The sequence below is a fragment of the Aetokthonos hydrillicola CCALA 1050 genome (assembly GCF_017591665.1).
Taxonomy (GTDB): Bacteria; Cyanobacteriota; Cyanobacteriia; order Cyanobacteriales; family Nostocaceae; genus Aetokthonos; species Aetokthonos hydrillicola.
This window is the reverse complement of the sequence record NZ_JAAKGC010000110.1, coordinates 1-19,200: the sequence shown is the minus strand read 5'-3', so window position 1 is coordinate 19,200 and position 19,200 is coordinate 1. Positions and strand designations below refer to the sequence as shown.

Below are 19,200 nucleotides of genomic sequence, written 5' to 3'. Positions count from 1 at the left end.
CGTTCCTTTTTTGTAATTAAAAGAGAGGTTACACTGAGCTACTATTGGCTTCAATCCGTGTGCTTCAAATTCTTTAGCGCAGAAAGTGCGGGCGAAGAAACCCCGGTGATCTGGCTTCTGCTCTAGGTCAATAATAAACGCGCCTTGGAGTTGAGTTTCGGTAAAGAGCATGGAGAACCTCACTTGATTAATTTTTACTACACAATAAACTTGACAAGTTCCGGAAATCCGCCTCGGGTGTCGTCTTTTGAAGACGAAACTCCTGTGACAGATTTCCTTTGTAGATGCCTTTATAACGATGTCGTTTGTATTAGACGATCTGGTCTGGCAAAAGTGTCATCCCAGTATTGGGTGCAAAGTTCTGGTCGTTTAGGAGGATTAGCTGTATAAACAAAAAATAGAGCCGACCGATCCTGAGTCCTAAGTGTTCCATGATGCAAGACGCATTTTGTGTCTACAAAAATAACTGTGCCTGCTGCTCCTGGACAGGATTTCCAAGCTGATTTGGGTACAATTTTATTTAGAACTTGATCATCAAAGCCTAAATAACCAGATTTCCACAGCTTGTATTGAATCTGATAATAGCTTAATCTATATACAGAGGTTAAAGGTAGTGGGACATATTCAAAAGGCCCATGATGCTGCTCTACATCACTTAAGTAGACAAAGATTTTGATGATACGACGGTCTTCTGCATCCTTATGCCACAGGAGTGTACCAAACTGATTTTCGTTTTTGAAGTCCTTGCGTAAATGTACACCGTGAAAGGCAACAGGAAGACCAATGTAATTTTCAATAATGTTTAACAGTCTTGTTTCCTTTCCCCATGTAGAAAACTCTGGTAAATCTGTAACTGTGTAGATTTGGGGTAGCTTTTGACCTGACTGGCTGTTTTTAGGCGGTTCCATACGAGACAATTGCTCCTTAGACGCCTTGAGGAGATTTGAAGAAGAGTCTAACCCCAACTCTTCTAAGGAGGTAACGTGTACGCCTTCTTTTTTGAGATTATCGATGATTACGCGATCGCACTGTTCTAGCTTAGGCAAATTTCTCCCATGATTAAAAATTGCAGTTCTGTAAGCTAACTCAGAGGTGATCTGTGATATTGTATTATTTATAACCTTTACCATTGCGTAACTTCCTGGAATAAATATTCTTAGAGTTTAGGAACAAGTCTAATTAGAATCAGTATTGGGGGCGCTCCAAAAATAAAGCTACAGTTTAAAATAGGCTAAAAAGCTTGTATTTTTTTTAACGCCAATCAACCCGTCCATATGACACTTGTTAAGTAGTGGGACTAGGCGATTCAGATATTTTTAATTTTTTTTGAGTCATCAACTCAAAAGCAGATACCCCGACTAAAACTAAAAAGGGAACGATTGTCTTAATGGTGAACAATGGCCATCTTCTTAGAGCACCCAAAAAGACTTTCAAATTGACATCTTTTAAATTCTTCACAATCATGCGCCTGCAAAACTGATGAGAATATCCATTCTCCTCTAGTTTCACAAGCACTTCTGGTATATGTTTGTACTGCATCAGCAGAGCAGAATTCTGCTCTTTCTGCCAATAGCTAACCCCAACAATACATTCGAGATAAATATCTTTGGTCACGATTATACTGCCATGAGCGGCACAATAGCCAGCTAAATATGCCAAGAATATCCAGTTATTGTCAGCGTTTGGCCATATTTGAAGACCACGCTGCACCAAGTCAGTGCGGAAAACAGTGGCACTGAGAAAGATAACAGCACCTACACTTTTTTCAAAACAATGACCAAAGATTTCTTTGCTATCACCACGCCCATCCTCACTATCAATGTCAAACCAGCGATTACCGACTATGGCAGGTGGGTGAACAGGTTCTCCAGTAAGTTTGTTTCGACCAGAAAAGTTGAGAAATATTAAGGATAAATTTTCCTGCTCTTTAATTTTTGTTAAGACATAACTAACTGCTCTTGATTGGATAGGATCATCATCTCCAATCGCCCAAACGTATTTCGTTGTAGCAGCCGTTAGGCAATAAGAAATATTTTTTAATACACCAAGATTCTCTTGATTTTTATTGTATTTAAATGTTATAGTAGTTAGAATGGACTGCCACTTTCCGACGATATCGTGAGTATTATCAGTTGAGCAATTATCAGATACTAAGATTTCGCAATCATCTTCAAAGCCTCTGATAGCTTGTGAGAGCCATCCCAACTGCTTATCAAGCGACTCAGCACGATTAAAAGTAGGTATGGCAATAGTTAGTAATTTGGTCATAATTTAGTACATAAAGTTTTACATTTAAGAGGAACTCTTTCCTAGTTGAGCTATCGGGAGGGAAGCATAGCGCACTCAAGTGTAACTACAAGCTGTCCAAGTTGTTTTACAGAATTTACGTAAAAGGATATTTTGTAGTTGCAGCAGAAATCTCTTTCTGCTGCGTTTAATACTTAGTTACGCTGTTAACACAAGTTCCCGTACTGGAGATGGGTAAACTTGGACTTCAGGAATTGGCACAACAAACTGTCCACCCCATTCACTAATAAAAGAGATTTGTTCCATAATCTCTTCCTTGAGGTTCCAAGGGAAAATCAACACATAGTCTGGTTTAGTTTCCAAAATTTTATTAGGATTATGGATAGGAATATGAGTTCCAGGTAGAAACAATCCCTGCTTGTGAGGGTTACGATCAACTGTGTAATCAATAAAATCTTTACCAATACCGCAGTAATTTAGTAAGGTATTACCTTTTGCTGGAGCACCATAACCAACAATTGATTTACCTTCTGCTTTAGCCGCCAACATAAAACTTAATAGTTTGCGTTTTGTTTCTTTTACTTTTTCTCCAAAAGTAATGTACGTTTCTAACTTATCAAGATTGGCTGCTATTTCTTTTTCTTTCAGTTCTTTTACTCTGTCTGTAATGCTGTGGGTACTAGAATTTTCATGTTTAGCGTAAATTCTTAGTGAACCACCATGAGTTGGTAATTCTTCTACATCAAAAAGCGTTAAATGATGTGCTGCGAAAATCTTCTCAACTGTTAAGAACGAGAAGTAAGAAAAATGTTCATGATAAATAGTGTCAAACTGATTTTGCTCAATGAGTTGTAAGACGTGGGGAAACTCCATTGTCAAAATCCCATCCGGACGCAAAATAATCTGGATTCCAGCAATGAAATCATTCAAGTTTGGAACATGAGCCAATACGTTATTACCTATCAAAAGGTCAGCTTGAGTTCCTTGCAAAACAAGTTCTTTAGCAGTTTGTACACCAAAAAATTTAATTAAACTAGGAATTCCTTTTTCTTGAGCTACCTTAGCTATATTTGCTGCTGGTTCTATTCCTAAAACAGGGATTCCTTTTTCTACAAAATACTGTAATAAATAACCATCGTTACTGGCAATTTCAATAACCTGATGATTTTGATTAAAACCAAATCTTTCTACTATTTGATCTGTGTAGGATTTAACATGCTTTAGCCAACTATCTGAATACGAAGAAAAATAAGCATAATCACTAAAGATATTATCAGGGGTTTCAAACTGTTCTAATTGAACTAATAAAGTGTTTTCAGATACGTAGGCGTGTAAAGGATAATATTTTTCAGCTTGATTTAGTTGTTCTTCGCGAAGATAAGCATTCGCTAAAGGTGACATTCCTAAATCCACAAAAGTGTGTTGTAGTGGTTGACCACTGAAACGACATTGCGCATTTGCCATTAGAGTTTTTGCCTCCGTAAAGATAAAAAAAATTTATATTAAACATTCTGAATCAATATCGTTTTGATTCAGAATATTTAAGGATTCCTAAAGGATATCCCAAATTTTAAAAGTCAAAAGACCTGATATATAAAACTTTTGACTTTTGTCTTGGGCGTAGCAGTGGGGTGCTAGGCTACTTTTTCGTCCAGAAGAAATCCTGATCGATTTGTTGAGTACGGATCAGATACTCTAGCTGCTTCAAGCGAGTAAAACCTCTTGACAAGAAGGTTTCTTGACTCATATCAATTTGACTGAACAAGTCAAACAACTGCTTAGCACCACGCTGAGCATTCCAATCACACTTAAAACCTGGTAGAGTCGTGTTTATTTTCTCAAAAGACACGCGGTAGCTGCGATTATCTGCACCTTGATCGCCAAAGCTTAGTTTACACCCTGGGAAAACTTCAGCAACAATTTCCGCAATCTCTTTGACTCGGTAGTTGTTTGCTGTATCTCCCACATTGAATATTTGATTGTGTATGATATCACGTGGCGCTTCAAGCGCGCATATAATTGCTTTACAAATATCTAGAGCGTGGACTAATGGACGCCAAGGTGTACCGTCGCTGATCATCTTGATTTCTTTGGTAGTCCAAGCCAAGCCAGCCAAATTGTTTAAAACAATATCAAAACGCATTCTTGGCGAAGCACCAAACGCAGTAGCATTTCGCATAAAGGTAGGAGAAAAGCTATCATCAGCTAGTGGTTGGACATCTCTCTCTACCAAAGTTTTACATTCTGCATAAGCTGTTTGAGGATTCACCGGCGATTCTTCAGTAACATCTCCTGCGGTTGCGACACCATAAACGCTGCAAGAAGACATGTACACAAACCGACGTATCCCTACTTCTTTCGCCAGTGTGGCAAGGCGAACTGAACCTTTATGATTGATTTCGTAAGTGATATGTGGTGCTAATTGTCCTGTGGGATCGTTGGAAAGTTCCGCCATGTGAACTATTGCATCAACACCTTGTAAATCTTCAGCCGTAATGTGACGAATATCCTTGTTAAGGGTTTTGGCAGTTACATCAGTACCGTTATACAGCCAGCCGACTTTATAATAGCCAGTGTCTACACCAATAACCTCATGTCCACGCTCAAACAATAATGGAGGTAATAAGGAGCCAAGATAACCTTCGGTACCAGTAACAAGAACTTTCATTGTTTTGAATTCCTATATATTAAAGTTATTAGATGTTCTGAAATTGACTTGTTGGTTGGAGGTGCTGCTGTTCAGGAATTTGTGCGACGATCGCATTCCCTATCTCAATGGAAGAAGTGGCTGCTGGTGAAGGCGCATTGCAAACATGAACAGAGTTTTCACCTTGAACAATTAAAAAGTCGTCTACTAAACTTCCATTGTCCATCAACGCTTGAGCGCGCACTCCTGCGTGGGTAGGAACTACGTCTTCTGCTTTGACTTCTGGTATAAGTTGTTGTAAACTTCTTACAAAAGCTGCTTTACTAAACGAGCGAATAATTTCTTGTATTCCTTCATCAGCATGTTTCGCTGCTAGTTTCCAGAAAGCAGGGTATGTCATGACTTCCACAAAATCTCGCAAGTCGAAGTCTGTTTTATGATATCCTTCACGCTTGAGGCTCAGAACAGCATTCGGCCCTGCATGAACGCTACCGTCGATCATGCGGGTAAAGTGGACACCTAAAAAAGGAAAAGCTGGATTAGGAACTGGGTAAATTAAGCCTTTTACAAGATAGCGTTTCTCTGGTGTAAGTTCGTAATATTCTCCACGGAAAGGTACTATCTTAGCTTGTGGATCCACTTTACCTAGTTTGGCTACGCGATCGCTGTGCAATCCAGCGCAGTTGATCACAAAACGGGTTTCAAAGCTACCGTTATTAGTCTCGAGTACTTGTGTCTTACCCTTTGAAACTATTCGCTCAACTTTTGTATTGAGACGGAGTTCTCCGCCCTGCTTTTCAATCAGTTCCGCATACTTCAAGCAGACTTGCTTGTAATTAACTATACCCGTAGAAAAAACTTTAATTCCTCCCACGCACTGGACGTGAGGTTCGATTTCTTTAACTTCCTCTGGACTAATTCTCTTAGTTTCTATGCCGTTTTCTAAACCTCTGTTATAAAGGTTCTCTAAGCGAGGTAACTCTTCCTCTTTCGTTGCAACAATGACTTTACCACAAACTTCATAATCTATCTCATGCTTTTGGCAAAATTCTACCATTGAGCGACAACCGTCGCGGCAAAATTTAGCTTTGAAACTTCCTGGTTTATAGTAAATACCAGAGTGAATCACACCGCTATTATTGCCTGTTTGGTGAAATGCCCACTTGCTTTCTTTCTCCAGTACGAGAATACGAGAATCAGGATAGCGTTTACCTAAAGCCATACCGGTGGAAAGACCAACAATTCCTCCACCTATAATCGCAAAATCATACATTTCACTCAAGCCTCTATAAATATTTAATTGTTAGTGAGTAAACAACAACTTACTTACCACACCTTCCAAGGAGCTTTTTTGTTCTTCCATAGCTCCTCTAGATAATTCTTATCTCGCAAAGTATCCATCGGCTGCCAAAAACCGTAATGCTTGTAAGCAGATAATTGTCCCATTTCTGCTAGCTTTTCTAAAGGAGTCTGCTCCCAAATAGTCGTGTCATCATCAATAAAGTTGATAACATCGGGTTCTAAAATAAAATAACCACCGTTAATCCAAGCACCATCACCTTCTGGTTTTTCTCTAAAGCTGCTAATCTTGGTTTGCTCATGCCCTAAAACAATAGCCCCAAAACGTCCTGGTGGTTGGACGGCAGTTAGTGTAGCAAAGGTTTTTTGTTCTTTATGAAAGTTAATAAGTTCCGTAATATTGACATCACTAACACCATCGCCATAGGTTAAGGAAAAAGTTTCGTTACCGATATGTTCGCTGACTCGCTTTAACCGCCCACCTGTCATCGTGTTATCACCCGTATCTATCAAAGTAACACGCCAAGGTTCAGCATAGCCAGAATGTACATTCATCTTGTTAAAGCGCATATCGAAAGTGACATCCGACATGTGTAAAAAGTAGTTAGCAAAATACTCTTTAATCACATAGCCTTTATAACCACAGCAGATGATGAAGTCATTTATACCGTGGGCAGAATAAATCTTCATTATGTGCCATAAAATTGGTTTCCCTCCAATCTCGACCATTGGCTTTGGTCTGACACTAGTTTCTTCACTGATGCGCGTACCTAGCCCACCGGCTAAAATCACTGCTTTCATGAAAATATCTCTGTAATTTCTAAGTTAGATAGATAATTATTTTCCTACTTTTTTTCAATTAGATAAAGAAAATTGATAATCTAATTTTCTCAGTAACTAATCTAACGATAATTTCACAAAAATATATGAAGACAAGGTAAATAAACTTGCTCTCCATGTAAAAAAGTAAAAAAGTTTTCCTATTAGTGGGAGTAGGGAGATCTTAGCAGGGTGTAGGGTGTGGGGTTTAGTTTTGTAAAAAATTGAATCAAAGGCAGTAGCGAATTTAGCCTAATTTCTTGGGTAGAAATTAATCTTTTAATAATTTATTTTCCTCCTCCTTCCTGCTCCCCCTGCTCCCCTGATCCCCTACTACCCTACACCCTACACCCCACACCCTACACCCTACACCCATCCCTAGTTTCCCTTACTTGATATACTTGCGTTTTGGAAGAAATTGTCACATTTATTTTCTAACACTACGCATATACTACTTAAGGCTTGTTGGTAATTCTCCATGTCATTTTGTGCAAGAGAAATTTTGGCAGATGTTTGTAAATCTTCTACTGCTTTTGAGTAGTGATGTTTTGAAGCATTACCACCATATTGTGCTAGTTCATATCGAACAATACCTCGTTTGAGATAAGCTTTTGCCATTTGAGAATTAAGATGCAATGCTCGGTTAAAGTCTTCTATTGCTTGTTTATACTCGCGCTCAAACTCGCTACTATATTGGGCAATTTGATAGCGAACTATACCTCTTTGAAAGAAAGCTTCTGCTCTGTTAGGATTTATACTCAATGCAGAGTTGAAATCCTGAATTGCTTTTCTGTATTCTTGTTGAGAATCACCGCTATATTTAGCAATCTGTGAGCGGACAACACCCCGCCTTACATAAGCTTCGACGTCATTACTATTCAGGCGCAAAGCACTATTGAAATCTGCAATTGCTAGATTGTAATCTTTATCTGGATCGCTGCTATATTCAGCCAATAAAAAACGAACATTACCCCGATTTTCATAGGCTTTTACTTCATTCGGATTCAGGCGAATTGCTTGATTATAATCTGCGAGTGCGGCTTCATATTCTTTTAAGTTGTAGTGCGCGTTGCCACGGTTTATATAAGCTTTAGCGTACTTAGGATCCTTTTGTATTGCTTTTGTAAATCTTTCAACGGCTTGTTCATAGTCTCGAACTTTGTACGAAGCATGACCCTGTTGATAATAATCTGCAAAAGTAAGGTTTTTGTCGTTGTCTTGATTGTTAGCTAATACTTGTTGAGCATAAGAGTTTTGAGCAATAAAGGGGCGACTTGTAAATTTAATCAACAAATCTAAATATCCCAATAGTCCAAAACCAAGCAAGCAAAAAATAAATGGATAAAATTTCGGCTTCTTAGGAGGTTTATAATAAGAGATGTTTTGGCTAGGTATTACTAACTTATGCCTAGGGTTGCTGAATACTGATGGTACTTGTGGTGTTCGGGTAGCACCACGCCCTCTGGGTACGCGATCGCGTGCTGTTTGTGTACGTGCCCTTTTTTGTTTTGGCTGGAGTTGTAAATGTTCTCTAGCTGCTACTGCTTCTATTGATAAAAATGGATCGCGTCCACCTAATTGTAACGTGCGCTCACACCAAGGACATTTGTGCAGGTGGTTGCTATAGCGATGTTGACTATTTACACTACAGCTAACAAGAGAGTTCTCTGTTTCAGTCAGTGCTGAAAGCCAAGTTTGTGCTGTAGGGCGAAGTTCGGGATTGTTGTAACCATCCTCGAAACTACGTACAAATAGATCTTGTAAGCTAGGGTGGAGAATTTCCCAAGGTGGTGAAATCGGGGTAGGAATATAAGGTATGCGCCGTTTTTGGCTATAAGTAAAATGACCCTGTGCAATACGTGCTTCGTATGCTGGCGGATCACCATATCCTTGAAAAATGCCAGAAAACGGGTGTGTCCCTTCCATCAAGAATTGAAATATTAGCACTGCTAACCCAAACAAGTCATGGGTAACAGTTCGTTCACACTCTGCAAAGGTTTTATTTTGTAGTTCTGGTGGAGTAAACTCCGGTTTACCTACAGGGCAACGGTAAACAAAATTGCTATTTGGATCTCGTACTTGGAATGAGTCCGTGTCTACGACTGTTACCAGTGCTGTATCACTTACGAGGATATTCGACTCGTTGACATCTCCGACACAGTAACCACTCGCGTGCAAGGAAGCAAAAGCCGCTGCTAGATTTCGAGCAGCACGTACAAGGTACTGATAATTAAATAGAGGACAATTTTGGCGGCGAGTTCTAGGATTATAAAAGTCAATGCTTGGACGCATTCCTTGAATGCGAGGCATTAAAAAACCAACAACGCGATCGCTCCCCTCAGCAGATCGCAACAACTCTATTGGCCAAGCAATTGAGATATGCCCTAAATTAGCTGTGGGATTCTCTGGCGGGTGAGCAATCATCACTTCTAATTTGTGAGCTTGTTCAACAGTTGGCTTGTGGTAAACCTTTGCCACTAAATCAGGGTCTGTTGCTACTGTATAAATACAGGCTTCACCCCCACGCCCTAGAGTGGCGGCTAGGTTAATACTAACATTTTCTTGGCTATTCGGACGGCGTAGTACTTGCATGATTTGATTTGTGGTAAACGAACAAAGCCTCAAGTGTTACAAACATGATTAACTAATTGCGTAGTGCAGCTATAATAAGGGTTAAATCATCGTCAGTGCGTTGTGTAATCCTTTCAGATCGCAAAAACTTTATCAATTGCTCTTTTGCCACTGTTTTGTCTTCGATATTAGCGACAAAGTCGAATAGCGGCAAAAAGAACGGTTTGTGAGGTACACCGATAGCCATATTCATAGCAAGCATTTGCAGTCCGTCAGTTAGGACTCCAACATTGACTATGTCTTGCCGCCAATATCTCAGTTGAGCCGATTCTATAGCATTTTGTGATGTCAAAAAAGTCGTTTCGTTAATAAATTCGCCATGATCAGGTACGGTAATGGCAGTTAGATTTCCTTCCAAATCCTTTGCCACTGCTACACCGTCACCTACCTGTATTACTGCTATGAGTTCTGGCGATGCGATCGCAATTATTAATGTGCTCGCTAGGTCTGATGGTTGTTTTTCACAGGCAACGGCTTCTTCCTCCACTGCTATTTTGGCACTGACCATTGCTTCGATCAAGAGCGATCGCACGACAGCATCATCAGCTAAAGAACGCCTGGTGATTGTTTTGGCTGCTATATTGTCTATTGCTGTTTCCACAGCAATCATAGCGCCCACTTTTCCCCAACTTGCGGAACCTGCGCCATCTGCTACTGCCAATACCAAAATATCATCTGACAACCGCTGCCAGTGATGGGCATCCTGACACAATTGCTTGTTTTTTAAATGACTTGTGCCACATACTGATGCAGCTAATACTTGCCAGTGAGATGTCTGTTCTGAGGTGTTCATAAAATCGTTGACCTGTGTAACCATTCAACCACTAAACAGACCCCCAGCCAATTGGTGGTAATGCCACTTGATCGTCTATCTTGGAATGAGACACGGCGGACATACTAGCCGACAACCAAACAAACATCTCTACAAAGTTTAGTCCCTTAAGCTTTAAAGGAGTGCGCACGGCTATTTGACCTAAACGGGTCATATTCGCGTTGTCTACACCAACCGGAAAAAACGCGACACGTTTATTTGCTTCATCTCCTTGCAGTCTTCGAGCTGCTTGATCTAATACATCCTCAAACTCGCCTTGCGGCTCTCCGTCAGTAATCATAAATACCCAAGGACGATAGTAGGCTATACCATTAGCACGGTACTGAGCTTTGCGATCTTGAAGTATGTCTAGTGCTTTATGGATAGCAGCACCCATAGTTGTCAAGCCTTGTGCTGTTAGTACTGGTGGATTAAACTGATCAGCCGTTACAAAGTCTTGAACAATGTTGACGTGGCTGTCAAAAGTAATTATTGCTACTTCTACTCTCCTTGAAGCTAGGGAGTTTTGGTTTAGTTCATCCTTAAAAGCTAACAAACCCTGATTTAGAGCGTCAATCGGCATTCCCTGCATAGAGCCAGAAGTATCTAGCAGTAGCACACAAGGACAGCGCGGCTCAGGATTTTCGGCGAACTCTACTACTTCATCAAGTTTTAATGTATCAGCCATAACTTTTTGTGTTATGTTAAAGGGCAAAGCTTTATTTTCCTTTATCTCAAAGTATAAAGTATATATTTTAAACCACTAACCAAACCACCGTGACGGCGCTTAGTTTTATTAGTCTACTGTTTAGTAAACATGTCGCTGCTGCAAAATTCCTCACAATTGCCTAAGATTCTTTCTTCAGGCTCAGTTGAGATAAATTGACTGTTGCAGAGTTAAGTACTACCGTTAAGTAGTGCTTTTGGCAGATTCACACGTATAACATAATAGATTACTATAGATACGTAACTTTGCTGATTCTTAATTTTAAAGATTCTGTGTAGACTCACGAGGTTTTAGATAAGAGAAATTAAGGAGAATTCACATCATCAGCATAGTAACAGTATATCTCTTCTAAATGACAACCCCACCTTAGCAAAAGTTTAACTAAATTAAAAATTTACTTTCAAGATTCATTGGTCAAGAATGTAGGAATTAGACTACTTTAGTTGATTTTTTCCATGATTTTACTCAAGATAGAGTGGTTAACGTCAAAAAAATGATCTTTTGATTAATATTACGATTAATAATATACCTCCTTTACCAAAATTTTAAATTTATACACAAATGAATAATTTTGGCACATTTAAAAAACTTTGTCCCCTCAGTTTGTTAAGACACCTCTCCAGTTGTGGTGATACAACTTGTTTACAAGTCTCCAGCAACTCTGTTTCCTGGTTAATATACTTAGACCAAGGTAAGATAATTTATGCGACTCACTCAGTTGAACCCTTTGATCGGCTCGAACGTCATCTGCGTCGACTCAGTTATCAAATTCCTACTTTAACCAGTGAAGCTAGGGTGCAATTGCGCTTGATGTTTGAACCTGACTCACAAAATCAGTCAACAGAACACTATAACAGTTTTGCGTCAGATTATCAAGCTATTTGCTGGCTAGCTACTCGAAGATATCTGCAAGTTACACAAATAGCCTTACTAATCCAAGAATTAGTGAAAGAAGTCATTGAATCATTTTTATTAATTAAACAAGGGACATATGAATTTAGAGAAAGTATACAGAAAATGCCAAAAATTTGCAAACTCGATGTAGAAAAAATCGTGGAAAAATGTGAAGAGAGATTGGCTGCTTGGCAATCTTTTAATCCGCAAATTTCTTCTCCCTTTCAACGTCCTTACCTGTGGATTCAAAATGGCAATAAATCCAACAGTTTACCAGATATACAGCAAAACTTAGCTTACTGGATGAAAGGTTTCAGTCTTAGGCATTTGGCAGTTATTTTAAATCAAGATGAAATCCAACTGGCTCGGAGTCTATATCCCCACATTATAAACAAAAAGGTTTTATTGCACGAGCCAGATCCACCTTTTGATAAATTACCAAAAATTTTTGAACCATCATCGCTCCAAACGAGAGAGATAACAACATCACCTACTAAAGAATTAACTGACACAGTAATAGCACAAAATTTAGTTACGGAACAACAACTTCCACAAACTTCTGTTCCCCAACAAGAAACACCTCAGCAAATAATACAACAAAACAATACAAGACCCCAACCTCAAAAACCAATTCCCAAAGCCGGAAGCCATCAAAAAGTCTACAAAATTGTTTCTGTAGATGATAGTCCTACAGTTCTTAAAGAAATCAGCCGCTTCTTAGAAGATGAAAATTTTTCCGTAATTACAATTAGCGATCCACTAAAAGCAGTGATGTCGATTATTAAGAACAAACCAGACTTAATTTTGCTGGATCTCAATATGGAAGGAATTGACGGCTATGAATTAGCTCGTATTATAAGAAATAATGCAATGTTCAAAAATACGCCAATCATTATGGTTACAGGAAGTAAGGGAATTATAGACAAAGTACGAGCTAGATTAGTGGGAGCTTCTGGGTATTTAACTAAGCCTTTTACTCGCACAGATTTACTAAAAATAGTGTTTATGCATGTGACTTAATAAGCATTTAATTGAATAAGAAAATTTTAACTATTTAATCTGAATTGAAGCCCTGAATTTATAAATAGCAGTGTTCGAATCAATTATTATAAAAATCGATTCAATAAAATTGGAAATAATATACAATATAGCAAAAAATCAAAAAAAATTTATTAACAATGACAGAGTTATGAATCTGAAGATTGGAATTTATTAAAATATTTTAGCTGTAGGGATTGAAATTTCATAAGTTAGAGCGCCAGTGCAGTAGAGGTGTTTGACAAAAGGAACAGATAAAAACGGCACTAGAACCAGTCACTCACCCCAGTTTACAAGACATGACCCCAATATTCAATGGCATTATTATATACAAAATATTTATCAGTATTAATTGTTATACATAATACTTGACAGTATCTGAATTTAAAGATTACTCTCTGGAGACTACTAGGCATCTTCACAACCAAATACAAGTCATTAAAAGCGATTCGCAATTCAGTGGTGGGTAGAATCCCCGACTGACTGATTCTGATGACTGACGTCACGACTTGTGAATTCTTCTTCAATGCTATTAAGGAGGATTCGAAATTTTTACGCGGAAATTAACATAAAGAGGAGCAAATGCAGAAACAAATTTTGCACAAAAGTATGAAATAAGCATCGCCTCGATCGCGGCTCATTCGAGGCGAGACGAGGAAATAAAATGGCACAGATTGACGATATCCAAAACACAGTCAACGATATTCTATCGGGTCACATCAAACCAGAGCAAAGCCATGCACAGCGATCGCAACGCCACTTTAGCGCCTATATAAACGAAGACGTAGAAAGAGCTACAGATATAGCCTCCAGAATGATGCAAATAGCAGAAGCAAAAGGAGGTGAAGCAGGACTAGCTGATGCTGTGGAAGAGTGCAAAAAAATCATCGGATCAGAGATACCAGGACTGGTGCAGTATATCCTTTCAATCGACGGTTCTCTAAGAGGATCTCCTCTACAATCACCGAGTGCAATAATATGGCTTCAAGAACGATCCGAATCCGCTGTCAAAATATTCAGTAGCTATACTCACCACGGGCACAAATTGCGTTTTTGAAACCAGGTAGGAGCGCAACGCCTTGCGCCCTTACAATTTATCACTGCCACATTTTAGACCATGAAGACCAAGGCATGATGAGAGCAGTAAATCTCACCACTAAGATCGAGAACCCGTAAAAAACAATTGAAGAAAGCAGAAGGCAGAAGGCATTTATGTTCCTTTCAGATGGGGATTCGACCCCAACTGACTCGTGAGCAACGTAAAAGTTATTGGGGTATTAAACCCTTGTTCCCTTCTCTTCGAGACGCTTCGCGAACACAAGCGGGCAGAGACCAGGAGATTCTGACTCCTGGTCTCTGCTTTTCTTGATAAAAAATCATCCTCCCAAAAGCTTTTAACCGGAATTTACTATATTTGTGGAAAAATATCTCGTTGAGACGCTATTAATTCCTACCGCATATCTGATGATTGCTGTCAATGTGTAACTCCTAGGGAAATCAAAAAGTCGCAGCAAGAAGCGGCTTGTATGTAGTAGGATTGTTTACGTTAAAAGGTACGACTGGCGAGGCCCGTAGTCATCGCTTAGTAGTAAGAGCCATAAAATAAGATCAATAGAAGACAAGTAAACACATTCCATGCGTATTTCTCTTAAATGGCTACAAGAGCTAGTCGAGTTAAAACTTAACCCAGAAGAATTAGCTGAAACACTAACAATGGCTGGGTTTGAGGTAGAAGATATTGAAGACCGCAAAACTTGGGCGTCTGGGGTTGTTGTTGGTAGAGTCCTGGAACGCCAACCCCATCCCAATGCTGATAAATTAAGTGTTTGCCAAGTCGATATTGGTACAGGAGAAACTTTAAATATCGTCTGTGGTGCTTCTAATGTTCGAGGAGATATTTATGTACCAGTAGCAGTTGTAGGCACTTACTTACCGAAGATTGATTTAAAAATAAAGAGCGCAAAGTTGCGAGGTGTTCCATCTAATGGCATGATCTGCTCTTTAAAGGAACTTGGTTTACCTACTGATCTAGATGGAATTCATATTTTTAATCAGGAAAATCTGCAACTAGGTAGTGACGTGCGCCCGTTATTGGGTCTAGATGATGTTATTTTAGACGTAACTGCAACTGCTAACCGTGCTGATGCTTTGAGTATGGTAGGTATAGCAAGGGAAGTCGCAGCGCTAACAGGTGCAAAGCTGTCAATTCCTGAACCAGGTGAAGTAGCGGTTCCCAAGGAAGAGCATAATTTAACTTTAAAAATTGCTGATACACAAGCCTGTCCTGCGTATATAGGTACTGTAATTTCAGAAGTAAAAATTGCTCCATCACCTGAGTGGTTGCAACAGCGGTTACGTGCTGCGGGCGTGCGACCAATTAATAATGTTGTAGATATTACTAACTATGTTTTGTTAGAATGGGGGCAGCCTCTCCATGCATTTGATCGCGATCGCCTACAATCTGTTGCGAATCGAGAAACCAATTCTCTACAAATCGGTGTTAGGTTTGCTACGCCTGGAGAAACTTTAAAAACTCTCGATGGACAAACCCGCAACCTGTCAACACAAAACTTGTTAATCACCGCTAACGACAAACCTGTAGCACTAGCTGGGGTAATGGGTGGTGAAGAAACCGAAGTACACGACGGTACACAAAACCTAGTTTTAGAAGCTGCACTCTTCGACAGCGTTGCAATCCGCCGTTCTTCCCGTAGCGTTGGTTTAAGAAGTGAAGCTTCTACCAGATACGAACGAGGAGTTAACCGTGCAGAATTGGAAGTAGCTTGTCGTCGCGCGTTGTCACTGATTTGCTCACTGTGTTCTGGAACAATAGTTCAACAGGAAATTTCTGATACACGCCCAGAACCCTCGACTTGGACACGTTCAATAGAACTCCGTTTAGAGAGAGTTAATCAGTTACTAGGTCCAGTTGACTTAAAAGAAGAAACAGGAGAACTGCAAGCTGCAGACGTTGAGCGCATTTTAACTGCTTTGGGATGTCAACTCAATCCTTTAGGAAACAATAATTGGACGGTTTCTGTTCCACCATATCGTTACCGTGACTTAGAACGGGAAGTTGATTTAATTGAAGAAATTGCCCGTCTCTATGGCTATGATAATTTTTGTGATACTTTGCCCGAGAAAGCAGAAGCAGGCTATCTACCTGTAGATCATGAGCTGATCCGTAAGTTAAGAGCTTGCTTTAGGGCAGAAGGATTAACCGAATTAATGCACTACTCCTTAGTGAAACCAGGAGAAAGCAGACAAGTTGTGCTCAGCAATCCCTTATTTGTAGAGTATTCAGCACTGCGAACAGATTTAATACAAGGGTTGATTGACGCATTCCAATACAACTTAGAACAGGGGAATGGAGCGCTGAACGGCTTTGAAATTGGGCGAATTTTCTGGCAAGATGAAGACGGTTTCCAAGAAGCAGACGCGATCGCCGGTATTATAGGAGGAGATTGCACCTCCACTAAGTGGACAAGAAGCGGTCGTGAGCAACCCATCACCTGGTTTGAAGCCAAAGGTATTTTAGAAGCTGTATTTCAGCAACTTGGTATAGAGGTAGAATATCAACCAGATTGTCGAGATCATCGCTTGCACCCAGGACGCACAGCTTCTTTGTGGATTCAGGGAAATAGGCTTGGAAGTTTTGGGCAATTGCATCCCCAAATACGCCGAGAAAAAAGTTTACCAGATGCGGTTTACGTGTTCGAGATGGATCTAGATGTTCTTTTAGACGTTCTGGATCAAGATGAACTTTTGACTAGAAAATTTAAACCCTTTTCTAGCTATCCTGCATCTGATCGCGACATTGCCTTTTTTGCACCTGTTAAAGTTACAGTTGCTGAAATTGAAAGAGTCATCACCAAATCTGGGAAAGGCTTGCTTGAATCAGTGAATTTGTTTGATGAATATCGCGGTGAGAACGTACCAGAAGGACAGAGGAGCTTAGCGTTTCGTTTGATTTATCGTTCAAGCGATCGCACTCTCACTGACGCTGAAGTTGAACCAGTACACAACAAAGTCCGTGAATCTCTAGTAGAAAAATTCGGCGTCACCCTGAGAAGTTAGTTACTGTAGGGGCGAACGCCCCTACAAATTACGCACCCCAACGATGCCAGTGGCGAAAATCATTTTGATCACTTATAGCTAGACCAATTTGGTGTTGTGAGGATAGCTCATCGTGACCGCCTTCGTTTGCACCAATATAGTACATTCGGAAACTACCATCATTCATTGGTACCACACAAGGCGTCCCTACCGCTCTTGCATCCCAAAGACCAGAACCCTTTGAAGCGTGGGAAAAAACAGAACCTCCCGCCTGATCGCCAGCATATTTTTGCCAATGAATCCCGTCATCAGAAGTAGCCAAACCAATTGAGTGATAACCACTGGTGTTAACACCTTCGTAGAACATTACGTACTCTCCGTTAATTTTCAGCACGTGGCGAGTACCGATACCTCTCTCATCAAAACTTCCAGACTCACCTGGTTGTAAAATCTCACCGAATTTTTCCCAACGCAAACCATCAGTCGATACAGCTAACCCGACTAAGAATCCTCTATCGGGATTGAAAGTATGGTAATACAATCTCCATGTTCCATCATCATCAGGCAAAACTTGTGGCCAAGGGCAAAATAGAGCATCAAACTCCCCTACCTTTCCCACGTCAAGAAAAGCGCCTTGATAAGAACCTTCCAGCCGTACCCAATTAATACAATCACGGGAGATAGCGCAGCCAGGACGCATCTTTAACCCTTTAGCTTTAAACTTTCCACTCTCGACAACTGTATGATCTCCACCGAAATACCACATCCAATAAAGACCATCGCGGTAATAGACATTGCTAACACCAACATGGGCTGAGTCAAAGCGACTAGGATCAGGGTGAGGTTCAAAGACAGCTCCCATAGTTAATGATCCCTGGACGCGTTCCCAACGAATCCCATCAGTAGAAATCGCTAAACCACAGCGACCTGTAGGTAAATTTATTTGCCGATCAAAGGATGCATCTCGACCGTAGTACCACATCCTCCAAATTCCATCAGGACAGTACAGCACCTGTGGCGAAGAGACTCTTTCAGAATCCCACCAGCCTTCAGCGCCTGGTGTCAAAATTAATCCAGGTTGAGCAATTGAGTTTTTTGGGTAATTCATTAAATAGGCGTGCGATCGCTTCTCACTCCTAAAATTTTACCGTCACACCAGCAGATAGCTTTCCTCCCAAAGTTTTGAAATATTTATTGCTCCCCCTGCCCCCCCTGCTTCCCCTGCCCCCTGTCCCCTCTTCTTGACTCCCCACATGAGTTTTGATAAGGTATGCTGAGAACACTAAACACTTCTAGGGCATGTCAACAGGTAAAGGAAAAAAAAGACTAAGGAACCAACCCGTCCTGCACAATGAATTAAAAAAACAGCATGGTATATTTCTGACTGATACGTCTTGGCATTTTGTTTGTGATCAAGCTGTTAGACAAAAAACCAGTGCGAGTGAGTACTTAGAAGGGTTGATAAAATCAAAAATAGAAGAAACAACTCTTTAATAAGAATTCAGGAGTCAGGAGTCAGGAGTCAGAATTAATCCTAACTGTCTATATATTAAACCTGTTGTGTCGAATTTCATCCCAGGTTTAATATAATGTGTGTCCATTCAAGATAAAGTCGCACTATGACTAAATATGTAATGTGGGGAACTTACTGCGAAAACGTTTTAGAAAAACGTGAACCTTACCGTCAAGCTCATTTAGACGGACTTGCCAAACAGAAAGAATCTGGTGTGCTGATTACTATTGGTCCAACCAAAGACGTTACTAAAATTTTTGGCATCTACGAAGCCGAAGACGAAGCAGTTGTTCGCCAGTTGGTTGAAAGCGATCCCTACTGGCAAAACGGCGTTTGGACTGAATACTCTGTTAAAGAATGGATTCAGGTTTTTTAAATGCAAAAGTAAAATTTTTTAACATATTCGCGGAATTCCCCACCCTCTACGTAGTAGGGTGGGGATGGATAGCGCACAAAAACTAGAGGTTCGATGCCTCTAGTTTTTGAAGTTTATTCTCAGGGATACTAAAATTTTATAT

The 19,200-nt window shown here is 40.1% G+C and carries 16 protein-coding genes; 5 read left to right on the top strand and 11 right to left on the bottom strand.

The annotated features are described in order from the left end of the window. The 10 genes from G4P69_RS31450 to G4P69_RS31405 all read right to left on the bottom strand — a co-directional run. A partial coding sequence (locus G4P69_RS31450) for a dTDP-4-dehydrorhamnose 3,5-epimerase family protein (RefSeq protein WP_208353507.1) occupies positions 1–171 on the bottom strand: 171 nt, incomplete at its 3' end. 119 nt (positions 172–290) lie between these two features. Then, positions 291–1,130 (bottom strand): phytanoyl-CoA dioxygenase family protein, encoded by an 840-nt coding sequence (locus tag G4P69_RS31445; protein ID WP_208340579.1) that lies wholly within the window; start codon positions 1,128–1,130, stop codon positions 291–293. Positions 1,131–1,284: 154 nt separating this feature from the next. Beyond that, positions 1,285–2,268 (bottom strand): glycosyltransferase family 2 protein, encoded by a 984-nt coding sequence (locus G4P69_RS31440; RefSeq protein ID WP_208340580.1) that lies wholly within the window; start codon positions 2,266–2,268, stop codon positions 1,285–1,287. Between the two features lie 177 nt (positions 2,269–2,445). Beyond that, a complete protein-coding gene (locus tag G4P69_RS31435; RefSeq protein ID WP_208340581.1) occupies positions 2,446–3,711 on the bottom strand; it encodes a class I SAM-dependent methyltransferase in 1,266 nt (421 codons plus the stop codon). A gap of 175 nt (positions 3,712–3,886) precedes the next feature. Beyond that, on the bottom strand, positions 3,887–4,915 hold the full coding sequence (locus G4P69_RS31430) for an NAD-dependent epimerase/dehydratase family protein (protein ID WP_208340582.1): 1,029 nt from the start codon (positions 4,913–4,915) through the stop codon (positions 3,887–3,889). Positions 4,916–4,943: 28 nt separating this feature from the next. Further along, positions 4,944–6,167, bottom strand: coding sequence for an L-2-hydroxyglutarate oxidase (lhgO, locus tag G4P69_RS31425; RefSeq protein ID WP_208340583.1), 1,224 nt, complete (start codon positions 6,165–6,167; stop codon positions 4,944–4,946). Between the two features lie 53 nt (positions 6,168–6,220). Then, a complete protein-coding gene (gene rfbF, locus G4P69_RS31420; protein WP_208340584.1) occupies positions 6,221–6,994 on the bottom strand; it encodes a glucose-1-phosphate cytidylyltransferase in 774 nt (257 codons plus the stop codon). 396 nt (positions 6,995–7,390) lie between these two features. After that, positions 7,391–9,604 (bottom strand): tetratricopeptide repeat protein, encoded by a 2,214-nt coding sequence (locus tag G4P69_RS31415; RefSeq protein ID WP_208353505.1) that lies wholly within the window; start codon positions 9,602–9,604, stop codon positions 7,391–7,393. 52 nt (positions 9,605–9,656) lie between these two features. After that, complete coding sequence (locus G4P69_RS31410; protein WP_208340586.1) at positions 9,657–10,436, bottom strand: PP2C family serine/threonine-protein phosphatase; 780 nt, start codon at positions 10,434–10,436, stop codon at positions 9,657–9,659. A gap of 31 nt (positions 10,437–10,467) precedes the next feature. Then, complete coding sequence (locus G4P69_RS31405) at positions 10,468–11,142, bottom strand: vWA domain-containing protein (protein WP_208340587.1); 675 nt, start codon at positions 11,140–11,142, stop codon at positions 10,468–10,470. 600 nt (positions 11,143–11,742) lie between these two features. Between G4P69_RS31405 and G4P69_RS31400 the strand changes: the two genes are divergently transcribed. From G4P69_RS31400 to pheT, 4 genes are all read left to right on the top strand, one after another. Beyond that, positions 11,743–13,095: a response regulator gene (locus G4P69_RS31400; protein ID WP_208340588.1), complete on the top strand. Its 1,353-nt coding sequence runs from the start codon at positions 11,743–11,745 to the stop codon at positions 13,093–13,095. Between the two features lie 682 nt (positions 13,096–13,777). After that, the gene (locus G4P69_RS31395; protein ID WP_208340589.1) at positions 13,778–14,170 is read left to right on the top strand and encodes a hypothetical protein; all 393 of its coding nucleotides are present in this window, start codon (positions 13,778–13,780) and stop codon (positions 14,168–14,170) included. Further along, on the top strand, positions 14,167–14,289 hold the full coding sequence (locus G4P69_RS40740) for a multicopper oxidase domain-containing protein (RefSeq protein WP_208340590.1): 123 nt from the start codon (positions 14,167–14,169) through the stop codon (positions 14,287–14,289). The genes G4P69_RS31395 and G4P69_RS40740 overlap by 4 nt, the downstream gene beginning before the upstream one ends. A gap of 459 nt (positions 14,290–14,748) precedes the next feature. Then, complete coding sequence (gene pheT, locus G4P69_RS31385) at positions 14,749–17,190, top strand: phenylalanine--tRNA ligase subunit beta (protein WP_208340591.1); 2,442 nt, start codon at positions 14,749–14,751, stop codon at positions 17,188–17,190. Positions 17,191–17,218: 28 nt separating this feature from the next. On the opposite strand, the gene G4P69_RS31380 is transcribed toward pheT, so the two are convergent. Continuing rightward, positions 17,219–18,277 (bottom strand): glycoside hydrolase family protein, encoded by a 1,059-nt coding sequence (locus G4P69_RS31380; protein WP_208340592.1) that lies wholly within the window; start codon positions 18,275–18,277, stop codon positions 17,219–17,221. Positions 18,278–18,788: 511 nt separating this feature from the next. Here G4P69_RS31380 and G4P69_RS31375 point away from each other — a divergent pair. Then, positions 18,789–19,058 carry a YciI family protein gene (locus G4P69_RS31375; protein WP_208340593.1) on the top strand — a complete coding sequence of 90 codons (270 nt, stop codon included), beginning with the start codon at positions 18,789–18,791 and terminating at the stop codon, positions 19,056–19,058. The last annotated feature ends 142 nt before the right edge of the window (positions 19,059–19,200 follow it).

Excerpts from the sequence above, each read along its gene's own strand:
- G4P69_RS31445 (WP_208340579.1), bottom strand. The coding sequence starts at position 1,130 with ATGGTAAAGGTTATAAATAATACAATATCACAGATCACCTCTGAGTTA.
- G4P69_RS31440 (WP_208340580.1), bottom strand. The coding sequence starts at position 2,268 with ATGACCAAATTACTAACTATTGCCATACCTACTTTTAATCGTGCTGAG.
- G4P69_RS31435 (WP_208340581.1), bottom strand. The coding sequence starts at position 3,711 with ATGGCAAATGCGCAATGTCGTTTCAGTGGTCAACCACTACAACACACT.
- G4P69_RS31430 (WP_208340582.1), bottom strand. The coding sequence starts at position 4,915 with ATGAAAGTTCTTGTTACTGGTACCGAAGGTTATCTTGGCTCCTTATTA.
- lhgO (WP_208340583.1), bottom strand. The coding sequence starts at position 6,167 with ATGTATGATTTTGCGATTATAGGTGGAGGAATTGTTGGTCTTTCCACC.
- rfbF (WP_208340584.1), bottom strand. The coding sequence starts at position 6,994 with ATGAAAGCAGTGATTTTAGCCGGTGGGCTAGGTACGCGCATCAGTGAA.
- G4P69_RS31415 (WP_208353505.1), bottom strand. The coding sequence starts at position 9,604 with ATGCAAGTACTACGCCGTCCGAATAGCCAAGAAAATGTTAGTATTAAC.
- G4P69_RS31410 (WP_208340586.1), bottom strand. The coding sequence starts at position 10,436 with ATGAACACCTCAGAACAGACATCTCACTGGCAAGTATTAGCTGCATCA.
- G4P69_RS31405 (WP_208340587.1), bottom strand. The coding sequence starts at position 11,142 with ATGGCTGATACATTAAAACTTGATGAAGTAGTAGAGTTCGCCGAAAAT.
- G4P69_RS31400 (WP_208340588.1), top strand. The coding sequence starts at position 11,743 with ATGAATAATTTTGGCACATTTAAAAAACTTTGTCCCCTCAGTTTGTTA.
- G4P69_RS31395 (WP_208340589.1), top strand. The coding sequence starts at position 13,778 with ATGGCACAGATTGACGATATCCAAAACACAGTCAACGATATTCTATCG.
- pheT (WP_208340591.1), top strand. The coding sequence starts at position 14,749 with ATGCGTATTTCTCTTAAATGGCTACAAGAGCTAGTCGAGTTAAAACTT.
- G4P69_RS31380 (WP_208340592.1), bottom strand. The coding sequence starts at position 18,277 with ATGAATTACCCAAAAAACTCAATTGCTCAACCTGGATTAATTTTGACA.
- G4P69_RS31375 (WP_208340593.1), top strand. The coding sequence starts at position 18,789 with ATGACTAAATATGTAATGTGGGGAACTTACTGCGAAAACGTTTTAGAA.